Genomic DNA, 26,007 nt, shown 5'->3' on the forward strand with positions numbered 1-26,007 from the left:
TGACAGGGGTGACCATCAAGCGTAACCCGCCCGGCGGCGTCCCCCGTACGCTCAGCCGGCCGCCGTGGACTTGATCTCCTTCCACAGTCCGGGCAGCTCCGCCTCCGCACGCGCCGCCCGCGCCTCCTCGCGCCCGTACAGCAGCCCGTATGTGAACGCGCTCTCCCCCGCCGTGTGCGCCGCCGTGGACAGCTCGCGCAGGGTCAGCCGGGTCATGACGCTGTCCTGGTGCTCGCCGAGGAGGGTGGTCAGGGACTTCATGGCCTTGGTCAGGGACCGGGCCGGCCTGCCGAGGGCGGAGGTGGCCGCCTCGGCCGCGTACCGGGTGCGCTTTGCCTTCTTGCGGGCCTCGTGCACGGCGACATCGCGCTCCTCGCCGGGCGGCACCGCGAGCGCCTGCTCGACCAGGGCGGACAGCGTCGCCAGGTCCTTGTCCACGGCCTTGGTGAGCACCTTGCCCGGCTGTTTCCCGGCGGCCTGCCGCAGCGGCGGGTCGGTGAGGAGGCCGTCCAGGGTGTCCAGCAGCGTCAGATAGCGGCGGGAGTCCAGCACCTCGGTCAGATGGCCGTGGGCGCCGCCGTGCCGGGCCTTCGACCAGGCCGCCAGACGCTCCGGGACCGGGCCGGTGACCAGCTCGGACGGCACGGCGTCGAGGGCGTCCGTCAGGCGTTCGGCCATCACCTCCTGGTCGCGGTCGAGGCCCAGCTCACCGGCGAGCCACTTCAGCTCGACGCCGATGGCGTCCGTGACGGTGCGGTCGAGGACGGAGCGGAAGCTGCGCAGGGTGCTGCGGGCGCGGCGGGTGGCGACCCGCATCCGGTGCACGGAGTCGGGCACGTCCCGGCGGACGGCCGGATCGAGCTCGACCAGCACGTCCCGCTGGACCCGCAGATAGGCGAGTACGTGGTCGCCGGCCGTCACCGCCGGCGCGGGCCCGTCCTTCTTGCGGCTCCTACGGCGCCGCCCTCCTGTCTGCTCCAGGGCGCGGGCCAGCTTCGACGGCGACTTCGAGGGGCGCACGCCCGCCTTGCGCAGGCGTTTGTCCACCTGGTCGAGGAAGGCGGGGTCGCCGTCGTCGGCCAGCTCCACCTCGATCTCGGTCCACTGGACGGTCCCGCCCCCGCCGCCGATCCGCTCGGCGGTGACGGTGTCGACGCTCGCCTCGGCCAGCAGGGCGCCGTCGGCGTCGACCAGGTGGCGTACATCGCGGGCGGAGCGCAGCCGGACCAGCGGGATCAGTTCGCCGTCCCGGACCCGGGAGCGGACGAGGGCGGCGATCTCCGCCGGGACGGTGTCGGAGAGCGGAGCCCGGATCTCATCGCGCACGCCCGGTCCGACCGGGAACTTCAGATGCCAGCCTTCGTCCGAGCCCCCGGTGCGGCGGCGCAGGGTGAGGGCGGCGCCCGCCAGGCGTTCGTCGGCGGTGTCGTAATAGGTGGCGTCGAGTTCCACCAGGCCCTTGTCCAGGACCGCGGCCACCCCGCCGACGCCCGTCAGGTCGGGCAGCCCGCTGTCGTCGGACTCGTACTTGCGCTCGATCTCGCGTTTCTCATCCGCCATGAACTGAATCTAGTGGCCCGCGGGGCGGCATGGCAGAGGCAGCCCTGGGTGAATGGCAGGAAAATTCCACACATCCACCCGTTGAACGCCCCTCCGTGGCCGCCTACGCCGACATCGGTCTCTGCACCTTGATCGACTGCAGCAGTCCCACGGCGATCCAGACCGCGAACATCGACGAGCCGCCGTACGACACGAACGGCAGGGGCAGACCGGTGACCGGCATGATGCCGAGTGTCATGCCGATGTTCTCGAAGGCCTGGAAGGAGAACCAGGCGACGATCCCGGCGGCCACGATCGTCCCGTACAGCTCCGTGGAGTCGCGGGCGATACGGCAGGCGCGCCACAGCACCACGCCCAGCAGGAAGATGATCAGGCCCGCGCCGAGGAAGCCCAGCTCCTCCCCCGCGACCGTGAAGACGAAGTCCGTCTGCTGCTCGGGCACGAACTGGCCGGTGGTCTGCGAGCCGTGGAAGAGGCCGGCGCCGGTCAGTCCGCCGGAGCCGATGGCGATACGGGCCTGGTTGGTGTTGTAGCCGACGCCCGCCGGGTCCAGCGCCGGGTTGGCGAACGCGGCGAAGCGGTTGATCTGGTACTCGTCCAGGATGTGCAGCTGCCAGATGGCGACGCAGCCGAGCACGCCGGCCACGAGCAGGCCGAAGATCCAGCGGTTGGAGGCGCCGGAGGCGAGCAGCACCCCCAGGATGATGGTCACCAGGACCAGGACCGTGCCGAGGTCGGGCATGAGCAGCACGATCAGGATCGGCACGGTGGCCAGGCCGAGCGCCTGCACGACGGTGCGGTGGTCGGGGTACGGCTTGTCCCCGGCGTCGACCCGGGCCGCCAGTATCATCGCCATGCCCAGGATGATCGAGACCTTCACGAACTCGGCGGGCTGGAGCGAGAATCCGCCGCCGAACACGATCCAGTTGCGGCTGCCGTTGATCGTGGCGCCGAGCGGGGTGAGCACCAGCAGCACCCCGAGCAGCGAGACGCCGTAGAGGATCGGCACGGCGTTGCGCAGGGCGCGGTGGCCGAGCCAGAGCGTGCCGATCATCAGGGCGAACCCGATGCCGAGGTTCATCAGATGGCGGACCAGGAAGTAGTACTGGTCGCCCTGGTTGATCTCGGTGCGGTTGCGGGTCGCGGAGTACACCAGCATCGAGCCGATCAGCGACAGCACGAGGGCGGCCAGCAGCATCGGCCAGTCGAGCCTGCGGGCGACCGAGTCACGGGCGAAGATCCTGGTCCAGCCGGCCCGCTCCGGGCCGTACCCGGAGACGGAGAAGCTGTTCGCGCCGGTCATGAGGGCATCCTCCGGCTTCCCCTCCTGCGAGGCCGCCTGCGGGTGTTGCGGTTGCCCGTGGTGGGCGACGCCGTGGCGGCGGGCTGCTGGCTGTCGCCGTTGCTCGGGTTGTCCTTCTGGGACGCCTCGGCGTCCTTCGCCGGGTCGCCGGTGACCTTCGGGGAGTCGATCGTGCCGTCCGTGCGGACCTTGGGCAGGCCCTTCTGCGGCTGGGGCAGCAGCGCCTTCTTGTTGTCGACGGAGCCGTCGCCCTGGACGCCGTAGAGCGCGCTGTAGATGTTGCGCACGGCCTCACCGGAGGAGCCGGAACCCGTACCGGCCTGGGCGATCGTCATGATCACCGAGTAGTCCTTGGAGTACGTGGCCAGCCAGCCGGTGGTCTGCTTGCCGTAGACCTCGGCGGTACCGGTCTTGCCGTGCAGGGTGATCTTGTTCTGGGGCCAGCCGTTGAACTTCCACGCCGCCGTACCGCGGGTGATGACACCCGCGAAGGCGTCGTCCATGCCCTTGAGGGTGGCCTGGCTGACGGGCAGCTTGCGCTGCACCCTGGGCTTGATCTCCTGGACACTCTTGCCGTCGGGGCTGATGATCGCCTTGCCGATGGTCGGGGCGTACTCGGTGCCGCCGTTGGCTACGGCGCCGTAGATCATCGCCTCCTGGATCGGCGTGACGAGCGTGTCGCCCTGGCCGATGGAGTAGTTGATCTCGTCACCCTCGCGCATCTTGTTGCCTTCGAGGCAGTTCTCGTAGGCGATCTTCTCTACGTAGCTGCCGTTCCTCTTGCCGGACTTGCACCAGGCGTCCTTGTTGGCCTTCCAGTAGTCCAGCTTCCACTGGCGGTCGGGGACGCGGCCGGTGACCTCGTTGGGCAGGTCGATGCCGGTCTCCTTGCCGAGGCCGAACTGGTGGGCCGTCTTGAAGAACCAGTCCTTCGGCTGGCCCTTCTTGGGGTTGATGCCGCCGTCCTTCTTCCACTCCCGGTCACCGAGGCCGTAGAAGACGGTGTCGCAGGAGACCTCCAGGGCGCGGCCCAGGGAGATCGGGCCGAAGTTCTCGCCCTCGAAGTTCCTGAAGACCTGGCCGCCCACCGAGTAGGAGCTGGTGCAGGGGTAGCCGCCGTTCCAGACGTAGCCGGCCTGGACCGCGGCGGCCGTGGAGACCACCTTGAACGTCGAACCGGGGGCCGCCTGACCCTGTATGGCCCGGTTGAGCAGCGGGTAGTCGGAGTCCTTGCCGGTGAGGGCCTTGTAGTCCTTGGCGGAGATGCCGCCCACCCACACATTCGGGTCGTAGTTGGGGGCCGAGGCCATGGCGACGATCCGGCCGGTCTTGGCCTCCATGACGATGACGGCGCCGGAGTCGGCCTTGTAGTTCTCGCCGGTGTTCTTGTCGACCTGCGTGCGGGCGGCCTTCATCGCCTTGTCCAGTTCGTACTCCGCGACGCGCTGCACCCGGGAGTCGATGCTGGTGACCAGGTTGGAGCCGGACTCGGCGGGGTCTGCCTTGGCCTTGCCGATGACCCGGCCGAGGTTGTCGACCTCGTAGCGGGTGACGCCGGCCTTGCCGCGCAGCTCCTTGTCGTACTCCCGCTCCAGGCCGGAGCGGCCGACCATGTCGGAGCGCAGATAGGGCGAGTCGGTGTCCTTGGCCTTCTGGATCTCGTCGTCGGTGACGGGCGAGAGATAGCCGAGCACCTGCGCGGTGTTGGACTTGCCCGGCCCGGGGTAGCGGCGCACGGCCTCGGGCTCGGCGGTGATGCCGGGGAAGTCCTCGGAGCGCTCGCGGATCTGCAGGGCCTGCTTCGGGGTGGCCTTGTCGGTGATCGGGATCGGCTGGTACGGCGAGCCGTTCCAGCACGGCTGGGGGGTCTTGGCGTCGCACAGCCGGACCTTCTGGATGATGTCCTCGGGCTTCGCGCCGAGGATGCCGGCCAGCTTGGTCAGGACGGCCTTGCCGTCGTCCTTCTGCTTGAGCAGGTCGGTGCGGGAGGCCGAGACGACCAGGCGCGTCTCGTTGTCGGCGAGGGGCACGCCGCGGGCGTCCAGGATGTCTCCGCGCACGGCGGGGTCGACGACCTGCTGGACGTGGTTGCCGGACGCCTCCTTCTGATACTGGGCACCCTGGCGGATCTGCAGGTACCACAGCCGGCCGCCGAGCGTGCCGAGGAGGGAGAGGACAAGGATCTGGATCACGACGAGCCGGATCTGGACCCGTGGGGTCCGACCGGTCTCGGGGATGTTGGTCACTGCGGCTGTCTCCCCCTCTCAGTGCGCGGACTTCTGCGCGTGCGGCGCAGGTGTGCGAAGCGGCCGCGTGCGTACGAATGATGAACGACCAGCCTGTGAGCCCGCGTTCCGCGAAGACTGCCCCGTTCGGGTGAACTCCCGGGGACCCACGGGCGCTTGTCCTCGCCTCACAGCCGCTTGACCCCCTTGATCCGGCCGACCCGGGCGGAGCGGGTGCGGGCCTTGGCCTTCAGCGCGCCGAGACCGCCGCGCTGGCTGCCGATGCGCAGCCCGGTGCCGGAGGAGAGCCAGCCGGTGGAGATGTCGCCGGCCTTGGCGGCGGGGCCGGCCTCGGCGAGCGGGTCGTTGTCCGCGCGGCGGGCCAGCCACATGATGCCGGGCACCACGAACGGGGCGAGCAGCAGGTCGTACAGGGCCGCCGAGAACAGCAGCCCGGGCAGGCCGACATGGCGGGCGGCGGTGTCGCCGACCAGGGCGCCGACGCACGCGTACAGCAGCGTGGAGCCGATCGCGGCGGCGACCACGACGGCCATCGGGCCGGTCGCCGACTTCAGGCGGCCGGTCTCCGGCTTGATCAGCCCGGCGAAGTAGCCGATGACGCACAGCACGAGTGCGTAGCGGCCGGCCGCGTGGTCGGCGGGCGGGGCGAGGTCGGCGAGCAGACCGGCGCCGAAGCCGACGAGGGCGCCGCCCACATGGCCGTAGACCATGGCGAGGCCCAGGACGGTGAGCAGCAGCAGGTCGGGCACGGCGCCCGGCAGATGCAGGCGGGCGAGCACGCTCACCTGGATCACCAGGGCCACGACGACCAGCGCGGTGGAGAGCAGGATCCGGTTGGGGCGCATGGCAGAGTCAGCTCCTACTGCTGCTGGCCGGTCGTGTCGTTCGCGTCCGCCGAGGGGGTCACCGTGACGGTCACCGTCGGCGTCGGGGTCGGCTTGGGCTTGGCCGGCAGGACTTCGTCGCGCGGGTCCTTCTTGGGGGCCTGGACGACCACGCCGACGATGTCGAGCTTGCTGAAGCCGACGTACGGGGTGACGTAGATCGTGCGGGTCAGACCGCCGTTGGAGGGATCGACGCGGGAGACCACGCCGACCGGGACGCCGGGGACGAACGGCCGGTCGGCCTCCGAGCCGAAGGTGACGAGCCGGTCGCCCTTCTTCACCTCCGCCTTGCCGTTGAGGAGTTCCACGCGCAGCGGGCGGTCGCCCTGCCCGGAGGCGAAGCCGAGTTCGTCGCCGCCTTCCATGCGGGTGCCGACGGTGAAGTCGGGGTCGTTGGCGAGCAGCACGGTGGAGGTGTCGGGACCGACCGTGGTGACCCGGCCGACCAGTCCGTCGCCGTTGAGGACGGTCATGTCGCGCTTGATGCCGTCGTTGGCGCCGGCGTCGATGGTGATGGTCCAGGAGAAGCCCTGCGCCGCCCCTATGGCGACGACCTGGGCGCCCTTGATGCCGTACTGGCCCTCGCCGGCGATCTTCAGCATCTTGTCGAGCTGGTTGAGTCTGCTGCGGTTGCGGTCGTCGCTGCCCAGCTTCGCCTTGAGAGCCGCGTTCTCCTTCTCCAGCGCGGCGAGCCGGTCGTGCCGGCTGCCGGAGTCACGGATCGCGGAGACGGCGTTGCCGACCGGTTGGACCGCTGAGGACAGTCCGTTCTCGACCGGGCCGAACACGGCGGCCGCGGCCTGCCGGGCGCCGTCGACCGGGGAGTTCCTGCCCCCGCGGATGTCCACCGTGATCAGCGCGAATGCGATGGCAACCAGCAGGACCAGGAGCAACCGGCTCTCTTTCGTGTCCCTCACGTGCGGCGGCCGTGCCCTTCCTCTAATAGGAATTCGGGAGCCCCTTCGCCGGCGCGATACGCGAAACGCAACCCGAGGGGGCCATTTGTGGGAGCTTATGCCTCTCATCAACGATCCGCCGCACGAGAGGAGAACGTCTCGTACGGCGGAATCGAGGACTTATGTCATCTGCGCGGCTGGGCGTCCAGGACCTGCTGCAGCGCCTCGAACTCCTCGACGCACTTGCCGGAGCCGAGCGCGACGCTGTCCAGCGGATCCTCGGCGATGTGGATCGGCATCCCGGTCTCCCGGCGCAGTCGCTCGTCGAGCCCGCGCAGCAGGGCTCCACCGCCGGTCAGAACGATTCCTCGGTCCATGATGTCGCCGGACAGCTCCGGCGGGCACTTGTCGAGGGTCGTCTTGACCGCGTCCACGATCGCGTTGACGGGCTCCTCGATCGCCTTGCGGACCTCGGCGGCCGAGATGACCACGGTCTTCGGCAGGCCCGAGACCAGGTCCCGGCCGCGGACCTCGGTGTGCTCGTCGGTGTCCAGGTCGTACGCGGAACCGATCGTGATCTTGATCTGCTCGGCCGTGCGCTCGCCCAGCAGAAGGCTGTACTCCTTCTTGATGTACTGGATGATCGCGTTGTCCAGTTCGTCGCCCGCGACGCGGATGGACTGGGCGGTGACGATGCCGCCGAGCGAGATGACCGCGACCTCCGTCGTGCCGCCGCCGATGTCCACCACCATGTTGCCCGTGGCCTCGTGGACCGGCAGGCCGGAGCCGATCGCGGCCGCCATGGGCTCTTCGATGATGTGCACCTGACGGGCGCCGGCCTGGGAGGACGCCTCGATCACGGCGCGGCGCTCGACGCCCGTGATGCCGGAGGGCACACAGACGACGACCCGCGGCCGGGCGAGATAGCGCCGCTTGTGGATCTTCAGGATGAAGTAGCGGAGCATCCGCTCGGTGATCTCGAAGTCGGCGATCACGCCGTCCTTCAGCGGGCGGACGGCGACGATGTTGCCCGGCGTCCGGCCGATCATCTTCTTGGCTTCGGCACCGACCGCGAGGATCCCACCCGTATTGGTGTTGATCGCGACGACGGACGGTTCGTTGAGTACGATTCCGCGGCCCCTGACGTACACCAGCGTGTTGGCGGTCCCGAGGTCGACAGCCATGTCACGGCCGATGAACGACATTGAGTTCCCCATCCGGATTCATCTGGCCTTCCTGAGCTTTTGAGGGCATATCAGGTCGGCGAGGCGGGTGCTGTGACGTGAAGGCTTCCATCGTAAACGCGCCTGCACGGACACTGCGCGAGGGTCTCCGCCATTGTCACCAGATGGCGGCCCGCCCCGCTTGTGGAGACGGTCCAACGGAGGCACGCGTTCCCCCGATCGGCGAGGCATATGCCAAGGGACGGCCGGAAATGTGCGGCCGTCCCTGGTCAGACCCCCACCGGACAGAGCTGACGCCCACTCAGAAAAATTAGCGAAAACTCCGCGCGGGGCTCACGCCCGGTTCAGGCGCGGCCCGGGAAGAAGATCTTCACCTCGCGCTCGGCGGACTCCTCGGAGTCGGACGCGTGGATCAGGTTCTCGCGGACGATCACGCCGTAGTCACCGCGGATGGAGCCCGGCGCGGCGGCGATCGGGTCGGTCGGGCCGGCGAGCGCGCGCACGCCCTCGATGACCCGCTCGCCCTCGACGATCAGCACCACGACCGGGCCGGAGGCCATGAACTCCACCAGCGGCTCGTAGAACGGCTTGCCGACGTGCTCGGCGTAGTGCTGCTCCAGCGTGGCCCGGTCCAGGGTGCGCAGCTCCAGCGCGCTGATCCGCCAGCCGGCCTTGTGCTCGAGACGGCTGATGATCTCGCCGGTCAGGCCCCGACGGACGGCGTCGGGCTTGAGGAGGACGAGGGTGCGCTGGCTCACGGGGGGACTCCTTCTGGGGGACGTCTGCGGTGGTGGGACGAGGTTACAAGAGCGTGCCCCGCGGTTGTTACGCAGCGTCAGCTGTGGAGGAGCCGGACTCCGCCTGCGCCGCGAAGCGGGCCTTCGCCTCGTCCACCTTTCTGCCGAAGTGCACCGACGCCCACCACAGCGCCGCGAACACCACGCCCATGAAGTACATGGTCGGGACGAAGATCCCGGAGGCGACCAGCGCGATCTGCAGGGCCCAGCCGAGGGCCACCCCGCCGGGCCGGGTCACCATGCCGCACAGCAGCACACACAGCAGCATCGCGATACCGCTGACCAGCCACACCGTGGAGACGGCGAGACCCGGGTCCTTCATGGCGACGAGCCCGGCGAACCCGATGATGAAGAACTCGCCGATCAGCGTCGAGGCACAGAGCGTACGCATCCTCGGTCCTCAGCCCTTCCCCAGCAGCAGCCGGGCCTCGCCGACGGTGATGACGGAACCGGTGACGAGCACACCGCCGCCCGCGAACTCGCCCTCCTCCTCGGCCAGCGTGATCGCGGCCTCCAGGGCGTCCGGCAGCCGCGGCTCGACCTGCACCCGCTCCTCGCCGAACACCTCGACGGCGAGCGCAGCCAGTTCGTCGGCGTCCATCGCCCGATGGCTGGAGTTCTGGGTGACGACGACCTCGGCGAAGATCGGCTCGAAGGCCTCCAGCACCCCCCGCACGTTCTTGTCGCCGCTCGCGCTGACCACGCCGATCAGCCGCGTGAAGTCGAACGCCTCGCGGACCGCCTCCGCGGTCGCCGCGGCGCCCGCCGGATTGTGCGCCGCGTCCAGCACGACGGTCGGGGAACGCCGTACGACCTCCAGGCGGCCCGGCGAGGAGACACCCGCGAAGGCCTTGCGCACGGTGTCGATGTCCAGCGGCTCGGCGCGCTGCGCGCCGACGCCGAAGAACGCCTCCACGGCGGCGAGGGCGACGGCCGCGTTGTGCGCCTGGTGGGCGCCGTGCAGCGGCAGATACACCTCGCCGTACTCACCGCCGAGGCCGCGCAGCGTCACCAGCTGCCCGCCGACGGCGACCTGCCGGGCGACGACCCCGAACTCCAGCCCCTCGCGGGCCACGGTGGCGTCCGCCTCGACGGCCTTCTTCAGCAGCACCTGCGCCGCGTCCACCGGCTGCTGCGCCAGGATCACGGTCGCGCCCTGCTTGATGATCCCGCTCTTCTCGGCGGCGATCTCCACGGTCGTCCCGCCGAGCCGGTCGGTGTGGTCCAGGTCTATCGGCGTGATCACGGCGACGTCGGCGTCGATGACATTGGTGGCGTCCCAGGAGCCGCCCATGCCGACCTCGACGACGGCGACGTCCACCGGGGCGTCCGCGAAGGCGGCGTACGCCATGCCCGTGAGCACCTCGAAGAACGACAGGCGATACTCCTGCGAGGCGTCCACCATGTCCACGTACGGCTTGATGTCCTGGTACGTCTCGATGAACCGCTCGGCGGAGACCGGGGCGCCGTCCAGGCTGATCCGCTCGGTGATCGACTGCACATGGGGGCTGGTGTAGCGACCGGTGCGCAGGTCGAAGGCGCCGAGCAGGGCCTCGATCATGCGGGCGGTGGAGGTCTTGCCGTTCGTGCCCGTGATGTGGATCGAGGGGTACGAGCGCTGGGGGTCGCCGAGCAGGTCCGTCAGCGCGGCGATACGGCTGACCGAGGGCTCCAGCTTGGTCTCGCCCCAGCGGCCGGCCAGGTCCGTCTCGACCTCGCGCAGGGCACGGTCGACCTCGGGGTCCTTCGGACGCCCGGGTACGTCGGCGGACGGCTGGCCGCCCTGGGTGCGCAGGGTGCGGCTGCCGGCCTCGATCACCGCGAGGTCGGGGTCGCGGGTGGTCTCGGCTTCGATGAGTTCGTCGAAGCCGTCGAGAGGGTCGGGCTGGTCGTTCTCGTGCGGGAGGTCGCTCACGGGGCCAGTCTACGGAGCGGAGGTGACAACGGGCCGCGCGCCCCTGGGCGGGCTGAGGCCCCCGGCGCCTCATACGCGCCGGGGGCCTCAGCCACACAGAACCGCTTACGCCTCAGGCAGCCTGTCCAGCTGGGCCTGGATGCGGGTGATGTCCTCCTCCGCCTTGGCCAGGCGGCCTCGGATCTTGTCGACCACGTTCTCCGGAGCCTTGGCCAGGAAGGCCTCATTGCCCAGCTTGGCCTCCGCCTGCTGGCGCTCCTTCTCGGCGGCGGCCAGGTCCTTCGCGAGGCGCTTGCGCTCGGCTGCCACGTCGATCGTGCCGGAGAGGTCCAGCGCGACCTCGGCACCCGCCACCGGCAGGGTCGCCGTCGCCGTGAAGCTCTCGCCCTCCGGCTGGAGACGCAGGAGCTGGCGGATGGCGGCCTCGTGCGGGGCGAGGGCCGTACCGTCCAGGGTCAGGCGGGCCGGGACGCGCTGGCCGGGCTGGAGACCCTGGTCGGCGCGGAAGCGGCGGACCTCGGTGATGACCGACTGGAGCGTCTCGATCTCCCGCTCGGCGTCGGCGTCACGGAAGCCGCTGTCCGTCGGCCAGTCGGCGATCACGACGGACTCGCCGCCGGTCAGGGTCGTCCAGAGGGTCTCCGTGACGAACGGGACGACCGGGTGCAGCAGCCTGAGGGTGACGTCGAGGACCTCACCGAGGACGCGCTTGCTGACCTCGGCCGGGGCGCCGCCCGCCATGAAGACCGTCTTGGACAGCTCGACGTACCAGTCGAAGACCTCGTCCCACGCGAAGTGGAAGAGGGTGTCCGACAGCTTGGCGAACTGGAAGTCCTCGTAGAACGCGTCGACTTCGGCGACGACCGAGTTCAGCCGGGAGAGGATCCAGCGGTCCGTCGCCGACATCTCGGCGGCGTCCGGCAGTCCGCCCTCCACCGTCGCGCCGTTCATCAGCGCGAAGCGGGTCGCGTTCCAGATCTTGTTGGCGAAGTTCCGGGAGCCCTGGACCCAGTCCTCGCCGATCGGGACGTCGACACCGGGGTTGGCACCGCGCGCCAGGGTGAAGCGCAGGGCGTCGGAGCCGTACTTGTCCATCCAGTCCAGCGGGTTGACCGCGTTGCCGAAGGACTTCGACATCTTCTTGCCGAACTGGTCGCGGACCATGCCGTGCAGGGCGATGGTGTGGAACGGCGGGGTGCCGTCCATCGCGTACAGGCCGAACATCATCATCCGGGCGACCCAGAAGAAGAGGATGTCGTAGCCGGTGACCAGGACGGAGTTCGGGTAGAACTTCGCGAGCGACTCGGTCTGTTCGGGCCAGCCGAGGGTGGAGAAGGGCCACAGTCCGGAGGAGAACCAGGTGTCGAGGACGTCGGTGTCCTGGTGCCAGCCCTCACCCGTGGGCGGCTCCTCGTCGGGTCCGACGCAGACGACCTCGCCGTTCGGCCCGTACCAGACGGGAATCCGGTGGCCCCACCACAACTGCCGCGAGATGCACCAGTCGTGGAGGTTGTCGACCCAGTCGAAGTACCGCTTCTCCATCTCCTGCGGGTGGATCGTGACCTTGCCCTCGCGGACGGCGTCACCGGCGGCCTTCGCGAGCGGGCCGACCTTGACCCACCACTGCATCGACAGGCGGGGCTCGATGGTGGTCTTGCAGCGCGAGCAGTGGCCGACCGAGTGGACGTACGGCCGCTTCTCGGCGACGATCCGGCCCTCGGCGCGCAGCGCGGCGACGATCGCCGAGCGGGCCTCCAGGCGGTCCATGCCCTGGAAGGGGCCGTGGACGGTGATGACGGCGTGCTCGTCCATGACCGTGATGGACGGCAGGTCGTGGCGCTGGCCGATCTCGAAGTCGTTCGGGTCGTGGGCCGGGGTGACCTTGACGGCGCCGGTACCGAACTCGGGGTCGACGTGCTCGTCGGCGACGACCGGGATGGAACGGTCGGTCAGCGGGAGCCTGATGAGCTTGCCGACGAGGTGCTTGTAGCGCTCGTCCTCGGGGTGGACGGCGACGGCCGTGTCACCGAGCATCGTCTCGGCACGGGTGGTGGCGACGACGATGGTGTCGTCCCCCTCCCCGTACGTCATGGAGACCAGCTCGCCGTCGTCGTCCTGGTACTCGACCTCGATGTCCGAGATGGCCGTGAGGCAGCGCGGGCACCAGTTGATGATGCGCTCGGCGCGGTAGATCAGCTCGTCGTCGTAGAGCCGCTTGAAGATGGTCTGAACGGCCTGCGAAAGCCCCTCGTCCATGGTGAAGCGCTCACGCGACCAGGCGACACCGTCGCCGAGGCGGCGCATCTGTCCGCTGATCTGGCCTCCGGATTCACCCTTCCACTGCCACACACGCTCGACGAAGGCTTCCCGTCCCAGGTCGTGCCGGGACTTGCCTTCCTTGCCCAGCTCACGCTCGACGACGTTCTGCGTGGCGATGCCGGCGTGGTCCATGCCGGGCTGCCACAGCGTCTCGAAGCCCTGCATGCGCTTGCGGCGGGTCAGGGCGTCGATGAGGGTGTGCTCGAAGGCGTGGCCCAGGTGCAGGCTGCCGGTGACGTTCGGCGGCGGGATGACGACGGTGTACGGCGGCTTGTCGCTCTTGGCGTCCGCCTCGAAGTAACCGCGCTCTACCCAGCGCTCGTACAGCGGCCCCTCTACATCGGCCGGCGCGTACTGGGTCGGCAGTTCGGTGTCGGGCGCGGGTGGCTGCTGCTGAGCGTTCTCGGTCACGGGGGTCAGTTTAGAGGTGTCACGGGGTGGTCCCGAAACGCGTTTGTTCTTTGACATCCTCCCCGTGATCAAGCGTGGCGGGGATTCCTGACGGTCTCCGATGTCCGCAGTGGTCAGGACCGCACGGAAGGAAGGATCAGGGTTCACGTGTGGATCACGACCGAGGCGTTGTGGTCCGCATCGTCGCCGCACGTCTGCGAGGTCCCAGCAGGGGAGACCGCGACGAGAAGGGGCCCGTGAGCGGGACACTTGTGGGCAAGCTGTCGTCGCCGTTCACCCGGCACATTGTCAAAGATGGCGCAATTCAAGCCGGACTTCTGGGATACCCGCACGCCAGGTGCGTTCCTCGTGCCCTTCGCGCTCTTCGTCATCTGTTTCACGCGAAGGTCCTCGATGGCGACCGGTCCGTGGCTCTTGGCGAGGTCAGTGGTGAGCTTGTGCGTGAAATCCAGTCGACGGCGTGCTTGCCGAGCTTTCAACTCCGCGACGGCACGGAGCGTCCTGTTGAGCCGGTTGCTGCGCGTGCAGTGCGCCAACAATCCGTTCCATCGGCGGCCGAACAGACTCGTGTCTGGCCGGCGTCGTACTTCGCCTCGTCATCGGTGGGGACGTCCGCGGGAGCTGTAGCGGGCGCTGTAGCCGATTGCATCCGGCAACAGGCTCAGAGCGCCGACGGCTGAGCATGCTCCCCTACCCCACCGCTTCGCCACAGGCGTTTGCATGTTTCGTAACGATGCGGCCCCCGGTGACGCGTGCTTTCCGGGCCTGGGTCAGGATGTCAGGAACACATAAGCGTCCTAGGGGGAACCCAGAAATGAGCTACAACCAGCCGGGCCCGTACGGCCAGCAGCCCCAGCAGCCGGGTCCGTACGGCCAGCCGGGCCAGCCGGGCCCGTACGGTCAGCAGCCGCAGGCTCCGCAGCCCGGCTACGGCTACCCCCAGCAGGCGCCCCCGGCCCCGCCGCAGCCGGGTTACGGCTACCCGCAGCAGGGCGGCGTGCCGCCGCAGCAGCCGTACGGCCAGCAGGCCCCCTACGGCCAGCAGCCCTACGGCATGCCGCAGCCCCCGCAGCCGGGCGGCGGCAAGAAGAAGACGGGCCTGATCATCGGCGGTGTGGCCGTGGTGGCAGCCATCGCGGTGGGGGCGTACTTCGCCTTCAGCGGCGGCAGCACGAGCGTGGCGGACGACGGCCCGCACAAGCTGATCACGCCCTCGACGGTGATCAACGGGACGTACACGAAGTCGGAGAGCTCGGGCTCCTCGGACCCGGTCAGCGACTCCGACCTCGCGGACTTCAAGAAGGCGGGGGTGAAGGACCCCAAGGGCGCCGGCGCGTCCTACAAGATGGGGACCGGGCTGACCGCGAAGAACCTCTCCTTCAGCGGTGTCTACGGCACGATCGCCAACCCCGAAGCGGTCATCGACGCGGCGTTCGCCAAGGCCAAGGCGGCGTCCGAGAAGGACCAGAGCGACTCGGACATCAAGGGCAAGCTGATCGGCAGCCCCGAGACGGTCACCCCGTCGGGCTTCTCCAACGGCGTCATGAAGTGCCAGGTGGCACAACTGGACAACACCGGCTCGTCGGACTCGCCCGCCGGTGCGGCGAAGACGGTCAAGCTGCCGGTCTGCATCTGGGCGGACCACAGCACCGTCGTGAAGGTCATGACGCTCAGCATCGCCGGGCTGGCCACCGGTGACGGCGGCACCATCAACGACACGGCGGACATCGCCGCCAAGCTGCGCAACGACGTCCGCGTCAAGCTCTGACGTCGTCAGTCGGTACGGCGAAGGGGCCCCGGTCGGTCGACCGGGGCCCCTTCGCCGTCGTACGGCGTGTGTGTCAGGCCGACTTCTGCTCCCCCGACCCCCGCCCCCGTGCGTCCCTCGGGATCAGGGTCGGGTTGACGTTGGACAGGACCACGTCGGCGGTGATGACGACGCGGGCCACGTCCTTGCGGGACGGGACCTCGTACATGACGCCCTGGAGGACTTCCTCCATGATGGCACGCAGGCCTCGGGCGCCGGTCTGGCGGAGGATGGCCTGGTCGGCGATGGCCTCCAGGGCCTCGCGCTCGAAGTCCAGCTCCACGCCGTCGAGTTCGAAGAGGCGCTGGTACTGCTTGACGAGCGCGTTGCGGGGTTCCACCAGGATCTTGAGGAGGGCCTCGCGGTCCAGGTTGTGGACGCTCGTGATCACCGGGAGGCGGCCGATGAACTCGGGGATCATGCCGAACTTGACCAGGTCCTCGGGCATGACGTCCTCGAAGACGTCCTTGGACTCCAGCTCGCGCTTGGAGAGGATCGTGGCGCCGAAGCCGATGCCCTTCGCGCCGGCCCGCGCCTCGATGATCTTCTCCAGGCCCGCGAAGGCGCCGCCCACGATGAACAGGACGTTCGTCGTGTCGATCTGGATGAACTCCTGGTGCGGGTGCTTACGGCCGCCCTGCGGCGGGACGGAGGCCGTGGTGCCTTCCAGGATCTTCAGCAGGGCTTGCTGAACGCCCTCGCCCGACACATCGCGGGTGATCGAGGGGTTCTCGCTCTTGCGGGCCACCTTGTCGATCTCGTCGATGTAGATGATCCCGGTCTCGGCCTTCTTGACGTCGTAGTCCGCCGCCTGGATCAGTTTCAGGAGGATGTTCTCCACGTCCTCGCCGACATAGCCGGCCTCCGTGAGCGCCGTCGCGTCGGCGATCGCGAAGGGGACGTTGAGCATGCGGGCCAGGGTCTGGGCGAGCAGGGTCTTGCCGGAGCCCGTGGGGCCCAGCAGGAGGATGTTGGACTTCGCCAGCTCGATGGCGTCGTCACGGCCGCCCGGGCCGCCGTTCTCGCCCGCCTGGACCCGCTTGTAGTGGTTGTACACCGCGACGGAGAGGGCCTTCTTCGCCGCCTCCTGGCCGACTACATAGCCTTCGAGGAACTCGTAGATCTCGCGGGGCTTGGGCAGCTCCTCCCAGCGCACCTCGCTGGTCTCCGCGAGCTCTTCCTCGATGATCTCGTTGCAGAGATCGATGCACTCGTCGCAGATGTACACACCGGGCCCTGCGATGAGCTTCTTGACCTGCTTCTGGCTCTTGCCGCAGAACGAGCACTTGAGCAGATCGCCGCCGTCACCGATGCGTGCCACGGTGTGCTTCCCCTTCGCCTGGGAGACGCCTGGACGCGGAGGTCCAGCGGCTCCTGGTGCTGCCTTATGTCCGACGGTACCTTGCCGGGCCCGGTGTTCGGGCCCCCCTTGGCAGGGTTCACTTTGACGTGGACCGTGCCAAGAGGGGCGGCGAACAAGCCGCTCCGCGTCAGCGGACCGAGCTGTTGTTCAGCTTGCGGGTGGAGATGATCTGGTCGACGAGGCCGTACTCCAGCGCCTCCTCGGCCGTGAGGATCTTGTCGCGCTCGATGTCCTCGCGGATCTTCTCGATCGGCTGGTTCGAGTGCTTGGCCAGCATGTTCTCCAGCTGCTCGCGCATCCGGGTGAACTCGTTGGCGATGATCTCCAGATCCGAGAGCTGGCCGCGGCCGGTGGAGCCCGCCGGCTGGTGGATCAGCACCCGGGAGTTCGGCAGCGCCATGCGCTTGCCGGGCGTACCCGCGGCGAGCAGGATGGCCGCCGCGGAGGCCGCCTGGCCCATGCAGACCGTCTGGATGTCGGGCTTCACGAACTGCATGGTGTCGTAGATCGCCGTGAGGGCGGTCATGTCACCACCGGGGCTGTTGATGTAGATCGAGATGTCCCGGTCCGGGTCCATCGACTCCAGGCACAGCAGCTGCGCCATGACGTCGTTGGCGGAGGCGTCGTCGATCTGGACGCCCAGGAAGATCACGCGCTCCTCGAAGAGCTTCGCGTACGGGTCGTACTCGCGGATGCCCTGGGAGGTGCGCTCGACGAAGCGCGGGATGACATAGCGGCTGTCGGGGCGGGGCCCTTCGTACATGCCGCTGGCGGCGCCGGGGAAGCCGGAGGAATTGGTCATGGGGTTCACCGTCCTGGTGGCGTTCGGGGGGCTGGGGTCTCGGCGGTGCGTGGCGTGGCCGGGCCGGTCAGGCACCGGTGCCGCCGCCTCCCGGAACACCCGAGGCATGCGTGATGATCTCGTCAATGAGACCGTACTCCTTGGCCTCTGCCGGGGTGAACCAGCGGTCGCGGTCGCCGTCGCGGACGATCGTCTCGACGGTCTGGCCGGAGTGCAGCGCGGTCAGCTCGGACATGGTCTTCTTCGTGCGCAGCAGGTACTGGGCCTGGATCTTGATGTCCGAGACCGTACCGCCGAGGCCCGCGGAGCCCTGGTGCATCATGATGTCCGTGTGCGGCAGGGCGAAGCGCTTGCCGGCCGTACCGCCGGTGAGCAGGAACTGGCCCATCGAGGCCGCCATGCCCATGCCGATCGTCACCACGTCGTTCGGGATGTACTGCATGGTGTCGTAGATCGCCATGCCGGCCGTCACCGAGCCGCCGGGGCTGTTGATGTACAGGTAGATGTCCTTGTCGGGGTCGGCCGCAAGGAGCAGCAGCTGTGCGGTGATCTTGTTGGCGATGTCGTCGTCAACCTGCTGGCCGAGGAAGATGATCCGCTCGCCGAGCAGCCGGTTGTAGACCTGGTCGCCGAGGCCACCACCGATGGAAGGCTCGCCGGCGGCGGAGGGCATCAGATTCGTCACGTATCCACCTGCTCGTCTTACGACGGCGCCGGGCCGTCTCATTGTTCTGCCTTTCATGGACCCTAACGCGATGGTCCCTCCCGGGAATCCCGCAGATGACGGTGTTCGCCGGGGGCGTAGCGCTCCGCTGGGGGGCCGGGACGGTTCGTGGGGGGTGGTGCGGTCTTCGTCGGGACTGCGGGCGCGTTGGGGTTGTTCGCGCAGTTCCCCGCGCCCCTGACTACGTGACCCGGCGGTACGGCAAACGGGCCCCGGGGACAGTTCCCAGGGCCCGTTGTACGTGGCTCAGCGGCGCCGCAGGGGCGCTCAGCCCTCGGCGTTCTCCTCGGAGGTCTCCGACGCCTCGGCGGCCTCGGTCTCCTCCTCGTCGTCCAGGTTGACGATCTCGCCGTTGGTGTCCTTCACCGTGGCGGACTCGACCACGACGGCCAGGGCCTTGCCGCGGGCGACCTCGCCGACCAGGAGCGGCACCTGGCCGCCCTCGACGACGGCCTGGGCGAACTGGTCGGGGGACATGCCGGAGGAGGCCGCACGCCGCATGAGGTGCTCGGTGAGCTCCTCCTGGTTGACGTTCAGCTGCTCCTTCTTGACCAGCTCGTCGAGGACGAACTGGGTCTTGATGCCCTTGACCGCGGCGTCGCGGGTCTCGGTCTCGAACTCCTCGGCGGACTTGCCCTGGATCTCCAGGTACTTGTCGAGGTCGAGGCCCATCTGACCGAGCTGGTGGTGCTCCAGGTTGTGCTTGCGGGTGTTGATCTCGTCCTCGAGCAGCTTCTCGGGAACCGGGACCTCGACCAGTTCGAGGAGCTTCTCCAGGACGCGCTCCTGGGCCTGGGTGGCCTGGTCGAACTGCTTCATGTTCGCGAGGCGCTTGCGGCTGTCGGCCTTGAGCTCGTCCAGGGTGTCGAACTCGGAGGCGAGCTGCGCGAAGTCGTCGTCCAGCGCGGGCAGTTCACGGGCGGCGACCTGGGTGACCTTGACGGTGACCTCGGCCTCCTTGCCCGCGGCGGAGCCGCCCTTCAGCTCGGAGGCGAAGGTGGCCTCCTCGCCGACGGACTTGCCCTTGACGGCGTCGTCGATGCCGTCCAGCAGCTCACCGGAGCCGATGGTGTAGGAGACGCCGCTCGCGATGCCGTCCTCCAGCACCTCTCCGTCGACCTTGGCCTCCAGGTCGATGGTGACGACGTCGCCGTCCTCGGCGGCGCGCTCCACCGGGGAGGTGGAGGCGAAGCGCTCGCGCAGCTGCTCGACCGACTTCTCGATGTCCTCGTCGGTGACCTCGACCGCGTCGACCTCGACCTCGATGCCGGAGTAGTCCGGGATCTCCAGGGCCGGGCGGACGTCGACCTCGGCGGTGAAGTTCAGCGTCTCGCCGTCCTTCAGCTCCGTGATGTCGACCTCGGGCTGGCCCAGCGGGCTCAGCTCGGCCTCGTTGACCGCCTCGGTGTAGAACTTGGGAAGCGCGTCGTTGACGGCCTCCTCCAGCACCGCACCGCGGCCGAACCGCTGGTCGATGACCCGGGCCGGGATCTTGCCCTTACGGAAGCCCTTCACCGTGACCTGCTGGTTGATCTTCTTGTACGCCGCGTCGAGGCTGTCCTTGAGCTCCTCGAAGGGCACCTCGACAGTGAGCCGAACCCGGGTCGGGTTCAGGGTCTCCACGGCGCTCTTCACGGTTCGGTCTCCTTGTGGCTGACTGCTTGGGTTCTGCCGGAGCCAGAAAGGTCCGGCGGATTCGCCGCCCGGAGGAGTACGTAGGCCATGAGGGCCGAGACACACGGGCGCGCAGCTTGCATAGTAACCGCAGCCGCTCATCGCCCCAAAAGGCGATCATCGCGACGTCATGCGCAGTTGGTCGGGGTGGCGGGATTTGAACCCACGGCCTTCCGCTCCCAAAGCGGACGCGCTACCAAGCTGCGCCACACCCCGTCTGGTGCGAGACGTAGGGTACATGGCCCGGACGATGTCGTCGGCCGCATTCCCCGAGGCGGCATGTGCGGCCGTTTCGGGGACCGACTCGTTGGCCTCGGCGGCGGGCGACCCGCTACGATGCTTCCAGTGCCGCGGTCACCGACCTGCGGCGCACTGTTGCGGGCGTAGCTCAATGGTAGAGCCCTAGTCTTCCAAACTAGCTACGCGGGTTCGATTCCCGTCGCCCGCTCCACTTCGCTCAGGGCCAGGCCGGAGGATCACTCCTCAGCCTGGCCCTGAGCGCGTTCTGAGCGGGCGATGCGGCTCAGAGGCTCTTCACGTCCACGCTGTAGACGGAGCGCAGGCCATAGGGGACGTAGAGGGCGTCGCCGGACAGGACGGGGGCTCCGAGGGGGTCGGTGGCGCCGGTGCTGTCGCTGTCGTCGCGGCCGGGGAGCGTGCCGGTGACCTTGCCGGTGCGCAGGTCCAGGGCGGCCAGGCGGCCGTTCGGCGAGGCCAGGTAGAGCCGGGTGGCGGAGGCGGTGGGCGGTCCGGGCTGTTCGACGGTGGAGTTGCTCTCCCACAGCTGGCGTCCGGTGGCCGGGTCGACGGCCCGGACGCTGCCGCTGGTGAGGGTGAGGTACAGGGTGCCGCGCACGAGATAGCCGCCGGAGGCGGTGGACGGTACGGACAGCCGTACCGTCGTCATGATCTGCGAGGCGAGGTCGATCAGGGTGAGGCCGGTCAGCTTCGCCGCGGTCGGGTCGGTGCCCAGCACCAGATGGCGGTGCGCTTGGCCGAGCAGGTTCACCGAGCCCTCGGCCGTCCGCGTCCAGCGGGCCTTGCCGGTGGCGGGGTCGAGCTGGGCGATCGTGGTGCGGTCGGGGGCGCCGTCGGCCTTGACGGCGTGGCAGACCAGGTAGGCCTGTCCGCCGGCGCCGGTGAGCCGGCAGTCGCCCTGGTCCTCCGGGCCGTAGGGCAGGCGGTGGTGCCAGCGGACGGTGCCGTGGGCGGCGTCGAGGAGGGCATAGGAGTCGAAGGAGTCGCCGTAGGGGGTGATGACGCCGGCCGGGGTGGCCACGGCGCCGGTGGTGTCCGGGCCCGTGCCGTCGGTGTTGTCGGAGACGGGGGTCCGCCAGAGCGCCCTGCCGGTGGCGGCGTCGATGGACTGCACGGTGTAGTGCGTGCGCACACCCGGCGCGTTCTGGTTCTTCGCCGGCTTCAGTTCGCTGTCGTCGGCGCCGAAGACGTACACGCCGCCGGGCCGGGTGCCGATGATCGTGCCGGCGGCGGGGCCCGAGGACGAGGAGGGCGTGGGGTCCAGGGGCAGGGACCAGGTGTTGCGGCCGTCGGCGAGGGCGAACCGGGCGGCCATGACGCCGTCGCCGGCGCACACCAGTGAGGTCCCTGAGCTGACGCACCCGCTGAAGGGGCCTTCGGCGGGCAGCACGTCCGAGCCCTTGACCCGGGGGTTCCTGGCCTGCCGATGCCAGGCGTGCCAGCCGGCCGGCAGCGCGTCCGGGGCGCCCCCGCCGTCGGGAGCGAGGACGAGCGTGCCGGCGCCGGCCCCGGCGGCCAGTGCGGCGACGGCCGTCACGAGGATCGCCCGGCGGCGCCGGCGCGGGGGCCGGGGGGCCGGGCCGGTGTCCGCGGCGGACGGGGCCGGCCCGGAGGGGGCGGATGAGCCGGATGAGCCGGATGAGCCGCCCGGGCCGGATCGGGTGTCCCGGGTACGGTCGGGCAGGCGGCCGTCGCGCACCAGGCGGACGAGTTCGGCGGGGGTGGGCCGGGCCTTGGGGTGCTTCTCCAGGCAGAGCCGGACGAAGGGGAGCAGTGCGTCGGGGACGCCGTCGAGGTCGGGGGTGCCGTCGACGACCCGGGTCGCCGTCTCCCAGGGGCTCACGCTGTCGAAGGGGCCGTGCCGGGTGGCGGCGTAGGTGACGACCGCGCCGAGCGAGAAGACGTCGGTGGCCGCGTCGACCTCGTGCGGAGAGGTGAACTGCTCCGGGGACATGAAGGGCGGGGTGCCCATCACCCGGCCGGTCTGGGTCAGGGCGTCGGCGTCGGCGGACTCGGCGGCGCGGGAGACGCCGAAGTCGATGACGCGCGGGCCGTCCTCGGCCAGCATGACGTTGGCCGGTTTCAGATCCCGGTGGACCACTCCGGCGCGGTGGATGTCGCACAGCGCCTCGGCGAGGCCGGCGGCGAGCTCGCGCAGCCGCTCCGGCGGGAGCGGGCCGAGGCGGCGATGGGGGTCCCCCCGGATCGAGCGAAGCCGAGAGTTGGGGGAGGGTGCCGAGGTCCTCGCCGGGGATGTAGAGCGTGGCCATCCAGGGACGCGGGGCGTCGGCGTCGGCGTCCACCACGGGGGCCGTGAAGGCACCGCTGACCTGCCGGGCGGCGGCGACCTCCCGGCTGAACCGGATGCGGAACTCGTCGTCGTCGGCGTACCGGCCGTGGACGACCTTGACCGCGAGCCGGCGGCCGGACGCGGACCGGGCGAGATACACCACACCCATGCCACCGGTGCCGAGGCGGTCCTCGATCCGGTAGCCGCCTATCTCCGCCGGGTCGGTGTCGCGCAGCGCCATCCCCGTACGTCTCCCTGGTTCAGTTGTTCAACGTGTTGCGCCCGGTCCGCCCATGCCGGGTCAGAACTTGATCGAGCTGATGGAGTCCGCTATCGAGTTCAGGAAGCGGTCGATGGAGGGGGCCATGCCGGTCGAGGCGAGGAAGAACCCGAAGAGGATCGCGACGATCGCCGGCCCTGTCTTGATGTTCCCCCCTCTCAGCATGACGACCAGGATGATCGCCAACAGAAGCACCACAGACAGTGAAATGGCCACAACTGATCACACCCTCGGTCGGTCCGCTCTCCCGGCCCGGAGGTACGGCCACCGCACCCCCGCCAGAACCATCGTGCCACCAACCCGGCCGCCTCATGCGGCCCGTGACACAACGTCGGACACGGGACCTGCCCGGGCGACCCGCCGCACGGTAATTCGACAGGCCGCCCGCGCCCGACTTCCCGGGTAATTACGCGACTTCGTTTCCGGCTCCACACATCCCGTGCGCAGGTAATTCGAATTGATGATACCGAGGTGCCGTATGCCCCATTTAGTCGGCATGAATCGGGACATCGAGGGTGAACTCGCGACCTCTGTATGCCCACCATCACGTGGACACCGAGGTCAAGTTCGGTAAATCGGGGGGGGTAAGTGAAGGCGATAACCAGGAATGGCTGCGGGGGTTTTACGAAATCCTTGGACGACGCTAGGGTGCCTGAGATGTTTGACGCCGCCTCGTCCCCCGGCCAGAGCCGCCGGCCGCTCCCCCCGGCACAGTCGCCGGCGGACGGAGTGCCCGCTCCGCGCACCCCGAGTTCCCCGACGAGTGTGCGCAAGGGCCCGGCGCGGGCGGACAGACCCGGCGGACAGCGCGACGCGTTCTTCGACAACGCCAAGTATCTGGCGATCGTGCTCGTCGCGATGGGACACGCCTGGGAACCCCTGAAGGGTGACAGCCGGATCCTGGAGGGCGTGTACACGGTCGTGTACTGCTTCCACATGCCGGCGTTCATCATCATCTCCGGCTATTTCTCCCGCGGTTTCGACCTGCGTCCGGACCGGCTGAAGCGGCTGATCACCGGTGTCGTGGTGCCGTACGTCGTCTTCGAGACCGCCTATCCGCTCTTCAAGAACCTGGTCACGGGCTCGCACGAGGAGATCAGCCTGCTCGATCCCTGGTATCTGACCTGGTTCCTGGTCGCCCTGTTCATCTGGCGGCTGACCACACCGATCTGGAAACTGGTGCGCTCGCCGTTCGCGGTCGCCCTCGGTATCGCGATGCTGGCGTCCGCCACCCCGAACATCGGTGACGACCTCGATCTGCAGCGCGTCCTGCAGTTCCTGCCGTACTTCGTGCTCGGCCTGTGCATGAAGCCCGAGCACTTCCAGCTGGTGCGCCGCCGCTCGGTGCGGATCGCCGCGGTGCCGGTGTTCGCCGCCGCGCTGCTGGTCGGCTGGTGGGCGGTGCCGCGCATGAACACCGCGTGGTTCTACCACCGCGACGCCGCGCAGGAGCTGGCCGCGCCCTGGTGGTCAGGACCGGTGATGACGCTCGCGCTGATGGGCTGCTCGCTGCTGCTGACGGCCTGTTTCTTCGCCTGGGTGCCGGGCCGCAGGACGTGGTTCACGGCACTGGGCGCGGGCACCCTGTACGGCTATCTGCTGCACGGCTTCCTGGTGAAGTTCGCCGACTACCGCGGCTGGTTCGACCACCCCTGGCTGCACCACCCGCTCGGCGAGATCCTGGTCACCCTCCTGTTCGCCGCCGCCGTCACCGTACTGTGCACCAAGCCCGTGCGGCGGGTCTTCCGGTGTGTGATGGAGCCGAGGATGGAGTGGGCGTTCCGGCAGGACGCGGGCGAACGCGCCCGCGCGCGCGAGAAGCACGAGCAGGCGCCGACCGCCTGACGAAGGGCCTCAGTTGCCCTTGAGGTGACTCATCAGGCGCTCGAAGTCCGTCCACCCCGAGAGGTCCGAGGGATCGCCCCGGAAGGGGTAGTACAACGCCGGGCGCCGCTTCGGGCCCAGCTCGCGCGGCGGCTGGGACAGCGGCGTGCGCCGGGCCCGGTCACCGGGCATCTCCCGCACCTCGTCGGCACCGAGGACGAAGGCGTACGGCACACCGGGCCCCTCGAAGCGCGGCGGCACGGACAGATCACGGCGGGCCCGGCGGACCTGGACCAGCATCGACTGCAGATCGTGCCGGGTGGCGAGGACCTCCGCCGCACGGGTCACATCGGCGTCCGTCGGCACCTCCTCGCCCGGTCCGTAGCCGAACGCCAGCGTGACGTCCTCCTCGACACCGCCCTTCGTACGGCTGATCCGGACCGTCGCCAGCGCCGGGCGCTCCGGACTGCCGACGACCACCAGCCAGGTCGGCGCGGGTGCCCGCTCGTACGCCAGGTCCGTCAGCTGACGCACCGACCAGGGCAGGTTGGCGGGCTCCTCGGTGCCCCAGCCGGCCGGCGGCTCCCCGGTCAGCTCACGCCATACGGCCTCCAGGGCGCCGCCGAGCACCAGCCGCTCGTCCGCCGGGTGGATCGCCCGGAAGGACACGGCCAGCTGGCGCTCGCCGTCGTCCGCGACCGTCGGGGCGAAGGAGTCCGCCATGGGGGTACGGGGGTCCTCCGGGGTCCCGTCCGGGGACTCGGCCGTCACGAACAGGCCGTCCGCCCAGTGCAGTACGGCTCCGGACAGACCGTCGTAGTAGCCGTCCTTCTCGTCCTGCACCACCCAGCGCGAGGGCCAGCCCGGCAGGCTGCCCCGGACCGCCGGGGACAGCCGGGTGCCGGCGGGGGTGACGATCTGCAGGCCGAGCTCGGCCTCGGCCACGGCCCGGAAGGCGTTCGAGAGCCAGGCGGTCATCGCGACCACCGGGCGGTCCTGGATCACCACGGCCACCTTGTCGGTGAGCACGTCCACGGCGGGCTGCGCCGCGGCCGGGGTCGGCACCGCGCGCATCCCGTCGGTGTCGACCACCGCCAGGGACCGCGCCGCCTGCGGCGGCCAGGCGGTGCCGCCGACCAGGGTGGCGATACGGGCCGCGAAGGCCCCGGCGAGTTCCTCGGCCTCCTTGACCCCGGTGGTGGCACGGGCCTCGGTCCACCAGTACGGCACCTCGGGCTCGCTCGCCCCGAGCAGCCGCTGTGCCTCTCCCCTGACCTGGACCAGCTGAGGTGCCTCGATGGAGACGAGGGGGCGGCCCTGCTCGTCGCAGAGCTGTACCACCGCGCCGTCCCCCTCGACGCCCGCCAGCAGGTCCGGGCCGCCCGCGAGCAGCGCCGCGAGCACACTGAGCGGATCGGGCATGTTCTTGGTGAGAGCGACGACGTCCTTCGTCATGAGTGGTCCCGGTCC

20 protein-coding genes and 2 tRNA genes are annotated in these 26,007 nt (G+C 69.5%); 3 read left to right on the forward strand and 19 right to left on the reverse strand.

The genetic code is table 11. The annotated features are described in order from the left end of the window. Window positions 1-51: 51 nt before the first annotated feature. The 11 genes from IE277_RS03895 to IE277_RS03945 all read right to left on the reverse strand — a co-directional run bounded on the left by IE277_RS03895 (window position 52) and on the right by IE277_RS03945 (window position 14,054). Entirely contained in the window at window positions 52-1,560 is a 1,509-nt protein-coding gene (locus IE277_RS03895) for a CYTH and CHAD domain-containing protein (protein ID WP_189948477.1), read from the reverse strand. A 103-nt stretch (window positions 1,561-1,663) separates the two neighbouring features. After that, window positions 1,664-2,863: a rod shape-determining protein RodA gene (gene rodA / locus IE277_RS03900; protein ID WP_189948479.1), complete on the reverse strand. Its 1,200-nt coding sequence runs from the start codon at window positions 2,861-2,863 to the stop codon at window positions 1,664-1,666. Next, a complete protein-coding gene (mrdA, locus tag IE277_RS03905; RefSeq protein WP_189948482.1) occupies window positions 2,860-5,109 on the reverse strand; it encodes a penicillin-binding protein 2 in 2,250 nt (749 codons plus the stop codon). Before mrdA ends, rodA begins: the two co-directional genes overlap by 4 nt. A 167-nt stretch (window positions 5,110-5,276) precedes the next feature. After that, window positions 5,277-5,954 carry a rod shape-determining protein MreD gene (gene mreD / locus IE277_RS03910; protein ID WP_189948484.1) on the reverse strand — a complete coding sequence of 226 codons (678 nt, stop codon included), beginning with the start codon at window positions 5,952-5,954 and terminating at the stop codon, window positions 5,277-5,279. Window positions 5,955-5,968: 14 nt separating this feature from the next. Continuing rightward, entirely contained in the window at window positions 5,969-6,910 is a 942-nt protein-coding gene (mreC, locus tag IE277_RS03915) for a rod shape-determining protein MreC (RefSeq protein ID WP_189948485.1), read from the reverse strand. Between the two features lie 164 nt (window positions 6,911-7,074). Then, window positions 7,075-8,094 (reverse strand): rod shape-determining protein, encoded by a 1,020-nt coding sequence (locus IE277_RS03920; protein WP_014672705.1) that lies wholly within the window; start codon window positions 8,092-8,094, stop codon window positions 7,075-7,077. 323 nt (window positions 8,095-8,417) lie between these two features. After that, window positions 8,418-8,831, reverse strand: coding sequence for a nucleoside-diphosphate kinase (gene ndk, locus IE277_RS03925; RefSeq protein WP_189948487.1), 414 nt, complete (start codon window positions 8,829-8,831; stop codon window positions 8,418-8,420). 67 nt (window positions 8,832-8,898) lie between these two features. After that, window positions 8,899-9,261, reverse strand: coding sequence for a DUF4233 domain-containing protein (locus tag IE277_RS03930; protein ID WP_189948489.1), 363 nt, complete (start codon window positions 9,259-9,261; stop codon window positions 8,899-8,901). A gap of 9 nt (window positions 9,262-9,270) precedes the next feature. After that, window positions 9,271-10,785, reverse strand: coding sequence for a bifunctional tetrahydrofolate synthase/dihydrofolate synthase (gene folC, locus IE277_RS03935; RefSeq protein ID WP_189948492.1), 1,515 nt, complete (start codon window positions 10,783-10,785; stop codon window positions 9,271-9,273). Between the two features lie 105 nt (window positions 10,786-10,890). After that, a complete protein-coding gene (locus IE277_RS03940) occupies window positions 10,891-13,515 on the reverse strand; it encodes a valine--tRNA ligase (protein WP_189948494.1) in 2,625 nt (874 codons plus the stop codon). Window positions 13,516-13,658: 143 nt separating this feature from the next. After that, the gene (locus IE277_RS03945) at window positions 13,659-14,054 is read right to left on the reverse strand and encodes a transposase (protein WP_308433346.1); all 396 of its coding nucleotides are present in this window, start codon (window positions 14,052-14,054) and stop codon (window positions 13,659-13,661) included. 275 nt (window positions 14,055-14,329) lie between these two features. Between IE277_RS03945 and IE277_RS03950 the strand changes: the two genes are divergently transcribed. After that, window positions 14,330-15,283, forward strand: coding sequence for a hypothetical protein (locus IE277_RS03950; protein WP_189948498.1), 954 nt, complete (start codon window positions 14,330-14,332; stop codon window positions 15,281-15,283). Between the two features lie 73 nt (window positions 15,284-15,356). Here IE277_RS03950 and clpX read toward each other — a convergent pair whose 3' ends face one another. The 5 genes from clpX to IE277_RS03975 all read right to left on the reverse strand — a co-directional run bounded on the left by clpX (window position 15,357) and on the right by IE277_RS03975 (window position 20,101). Continuing rightward, on the reverse strand, window positions 15,357-16,643 hold the full coding sequence (gene clpX, locus IE277_RS03955; protein ID WP_189948500.1) for an ATP-dependent Clp protease ATP-binding subunit ClpX: 1,287 nt from the start codon (window positions 16,641-16,643) through the stop codon (window positions 15,357-15,359). A 169-nt stretch (window positions 16,644-16,812) separates the two neighbouring features. Then, window positions 16,813-17,487: an ATP-dependent Clp protease proteolytic subunit gene (locus tag IE277_RS03960; protein WP_308433347.1), complete on the reverse strand. Its 675-nt coding sequence runs from the start codon at window positions 17,485-17,487 to the stop codon at window positions 16,813-16,815. A gap of 67 nt (window positions 17,488-17,554) precedes the next feature. Next, window positions 17,555-18,160 carry an ATP-dependent Clp protease proteolytic subunit gene (locus IE277_RS03965; RefSeq protein ID WP_189949207.1) on the reverse strand — a complete coding sequence of 202 codons (606 nt, stop codon included), beginning with the start codon at window positions 18,158-18,160 and terminating at the stop codon, window positions 17,555-17,557. A 318-nt stretch (window positions 18,161-18,478) separates the two neighbouring features. Further along, on the reverse strand, window positions 18,479-19,846 hold the full coding sequence (tig, locus tag IE277_RS03970; protein ID WP_189948502.1) for a trigger factor: 1,368 nt from the start codon (window positions 19,844-19,846) through the stop codon (window positions 18,479-18,481). 178 nt (window positions 19,847-20,024) lie between these two features. Then, window positions 20,025-20,101 (reverse strand) — tRNA-Pro (locus IE277_RS03975). Window positions 20,102-20,262: 161 nt separating this feature from the next. Here IE277_RS03975 and IE277_RS03980 point away from each other — a divergent pair. Beyond that, window positions 20,263-20,336 (forward strand) — tRNA-Gly (locus IE277_RS03980). 72 nt (window positions 20,337-20,408) lie between these two features. Here the strand turns inward: IE277_RS03980 and IE277_RS03985 are convergent. Next, window positions 20,409-22,607, reverse strand: coding sequence for a protein kinase domain-containing protein (locus IE277_RS03985; RefSeq protein ID WP_308433348.1), 2,199 nt, complete (start codon window positions 22,605-22,607; stop codon window positions 20,409-20,411). Window positions 22,608-22,734: 127 nt separating this feature from the next. Beyond that, window positions 22,735-22,929 carry a hypothetical protein gene (locus tag IE277_RS03990; RefSeq protein ID WP_189948504.1) on the reverse strand — a complete coding sequence of 65 codons (195 nt, stop codon included), beginning with the start codon at window positions 22,927-22,929 and terminating at the stop codon, window positions 22,735-22,737. Between the two features lie 441 nt (window positions 22,930-23,370). On the opposite strand from IE277_RS03990, the gene IE277_RS03995 reads away from it, so the two are divergent. Continuing rightward, on the forward strand, window positions 23,371-24,558 hold the full coding sequence (locus IE277_RS03995; protein WP_189948506.1) for an acyltransferase family protein: 1,188 nt from the start codon (window positions 23,371-23,373) through the stop codon (window positions 24,556-24,558). A gap of 9 nt (window positions 24,559-24,567) precedes the next feature. Here the strand turns inward: IE277_RS03995 and IE277_RS04000 are convergent, their stop codons facing one another. Then, a complete protein-coding gene (locus IE277_RS04000; RefSeq protein WP_189948508.1) occupies window positions 24,568-25,992 on the reverse strand; it encodes a DUF6177 family protein in 1,425 nt (474 codons plus the stop codon). Window positions 25,993-26,007: the final 15 nt, after the last annotated feature.

The organism is Streptomyces alanosinicus (genome assembly GCF_014650595.1).
In the GTDB taxonomy this organism is placed as follows: Bacteria; Actinomycetota; Actinomycetes; order Streptomycetales; family Streptomycetaceae; genus Streptomyces; species Streptomyces alanosinicus.

Excerpts from the sequence above, each read along its gene's own strand:
- IE277_RS03895 (WP_189948477.1), bottom strand. The coding sequence starts at position 1,560 with ATGGCGGATGAGAAACGCGAGATCGAGCGCAAGTACGAGTCCGACGAC.
- rodA (WP_189948479.1), bottom strand. The coding sequence starts at position 2,863 with ATGACCGGCGCGAACAGCTTCTCCGTCTCCGGGTACGGCCCGGAGCGG.
- mreD (WP_189948484.1), bottom strand. The coding sequence starts at position 5,954 with ATGCGCCCCAACCGGATCCTGCTCTCCACCGCGCTGGTCGTCGTGGCC.
- IE277_RS03920 (WP_014672705.1), bottom strand. The coding sequence starts at position 8,094 with ATGTCGTTCATCGGCCGTGACATGGCTGTCGACCTCGGGACCGCCAAC.
- IE277_RS03930 (WP_189948489.1), bottom strand. The coding sequence starts at position 9,261 with ATGCGTACGCTCTGTGCCTCGACGCTGATCGGCGAGTTCTTCATCATC.
- IE277_RS03950 (WP_189948498.1), top strand. The coding sequence starts at position 14,330 with ATGAGCTACAACCAGCCGGGCCCGTACGGCCAGCAGCCCCAGCAGCCG.
- IE277_RS03960 (WP_308433347.1), bottom strand. The coding sequence starts at position 17,487 with ATGACCAATTCCTCCGGCTTCCCCGGCGCCGCCAGCGGCATGTACGAA.
- IE277_RS03965 (WP_189949207.1), bottom strand. The coding sequence starts at position 18,160 with ATGCCCTCCGCCGCCGGCGAGCCTTCCATCGGTGGTGGCCTCGGCGAC.
- IE277_RS03995 (WP_189948506.1), top strand. The coding sequence starts at position 23,371 with ATGTTTGACGCCGCCTCGTCCCCCGGCCAGAGCCGCCGGCCGCTCCCC.
- IE277_RS04000 (WP_189948508.1), bottom strand. The coding sequence starts at position 25,992 with ATGACGAAGGACGTCGTCGCTCTCACCAAGAACATGCCCGATCCGCTC.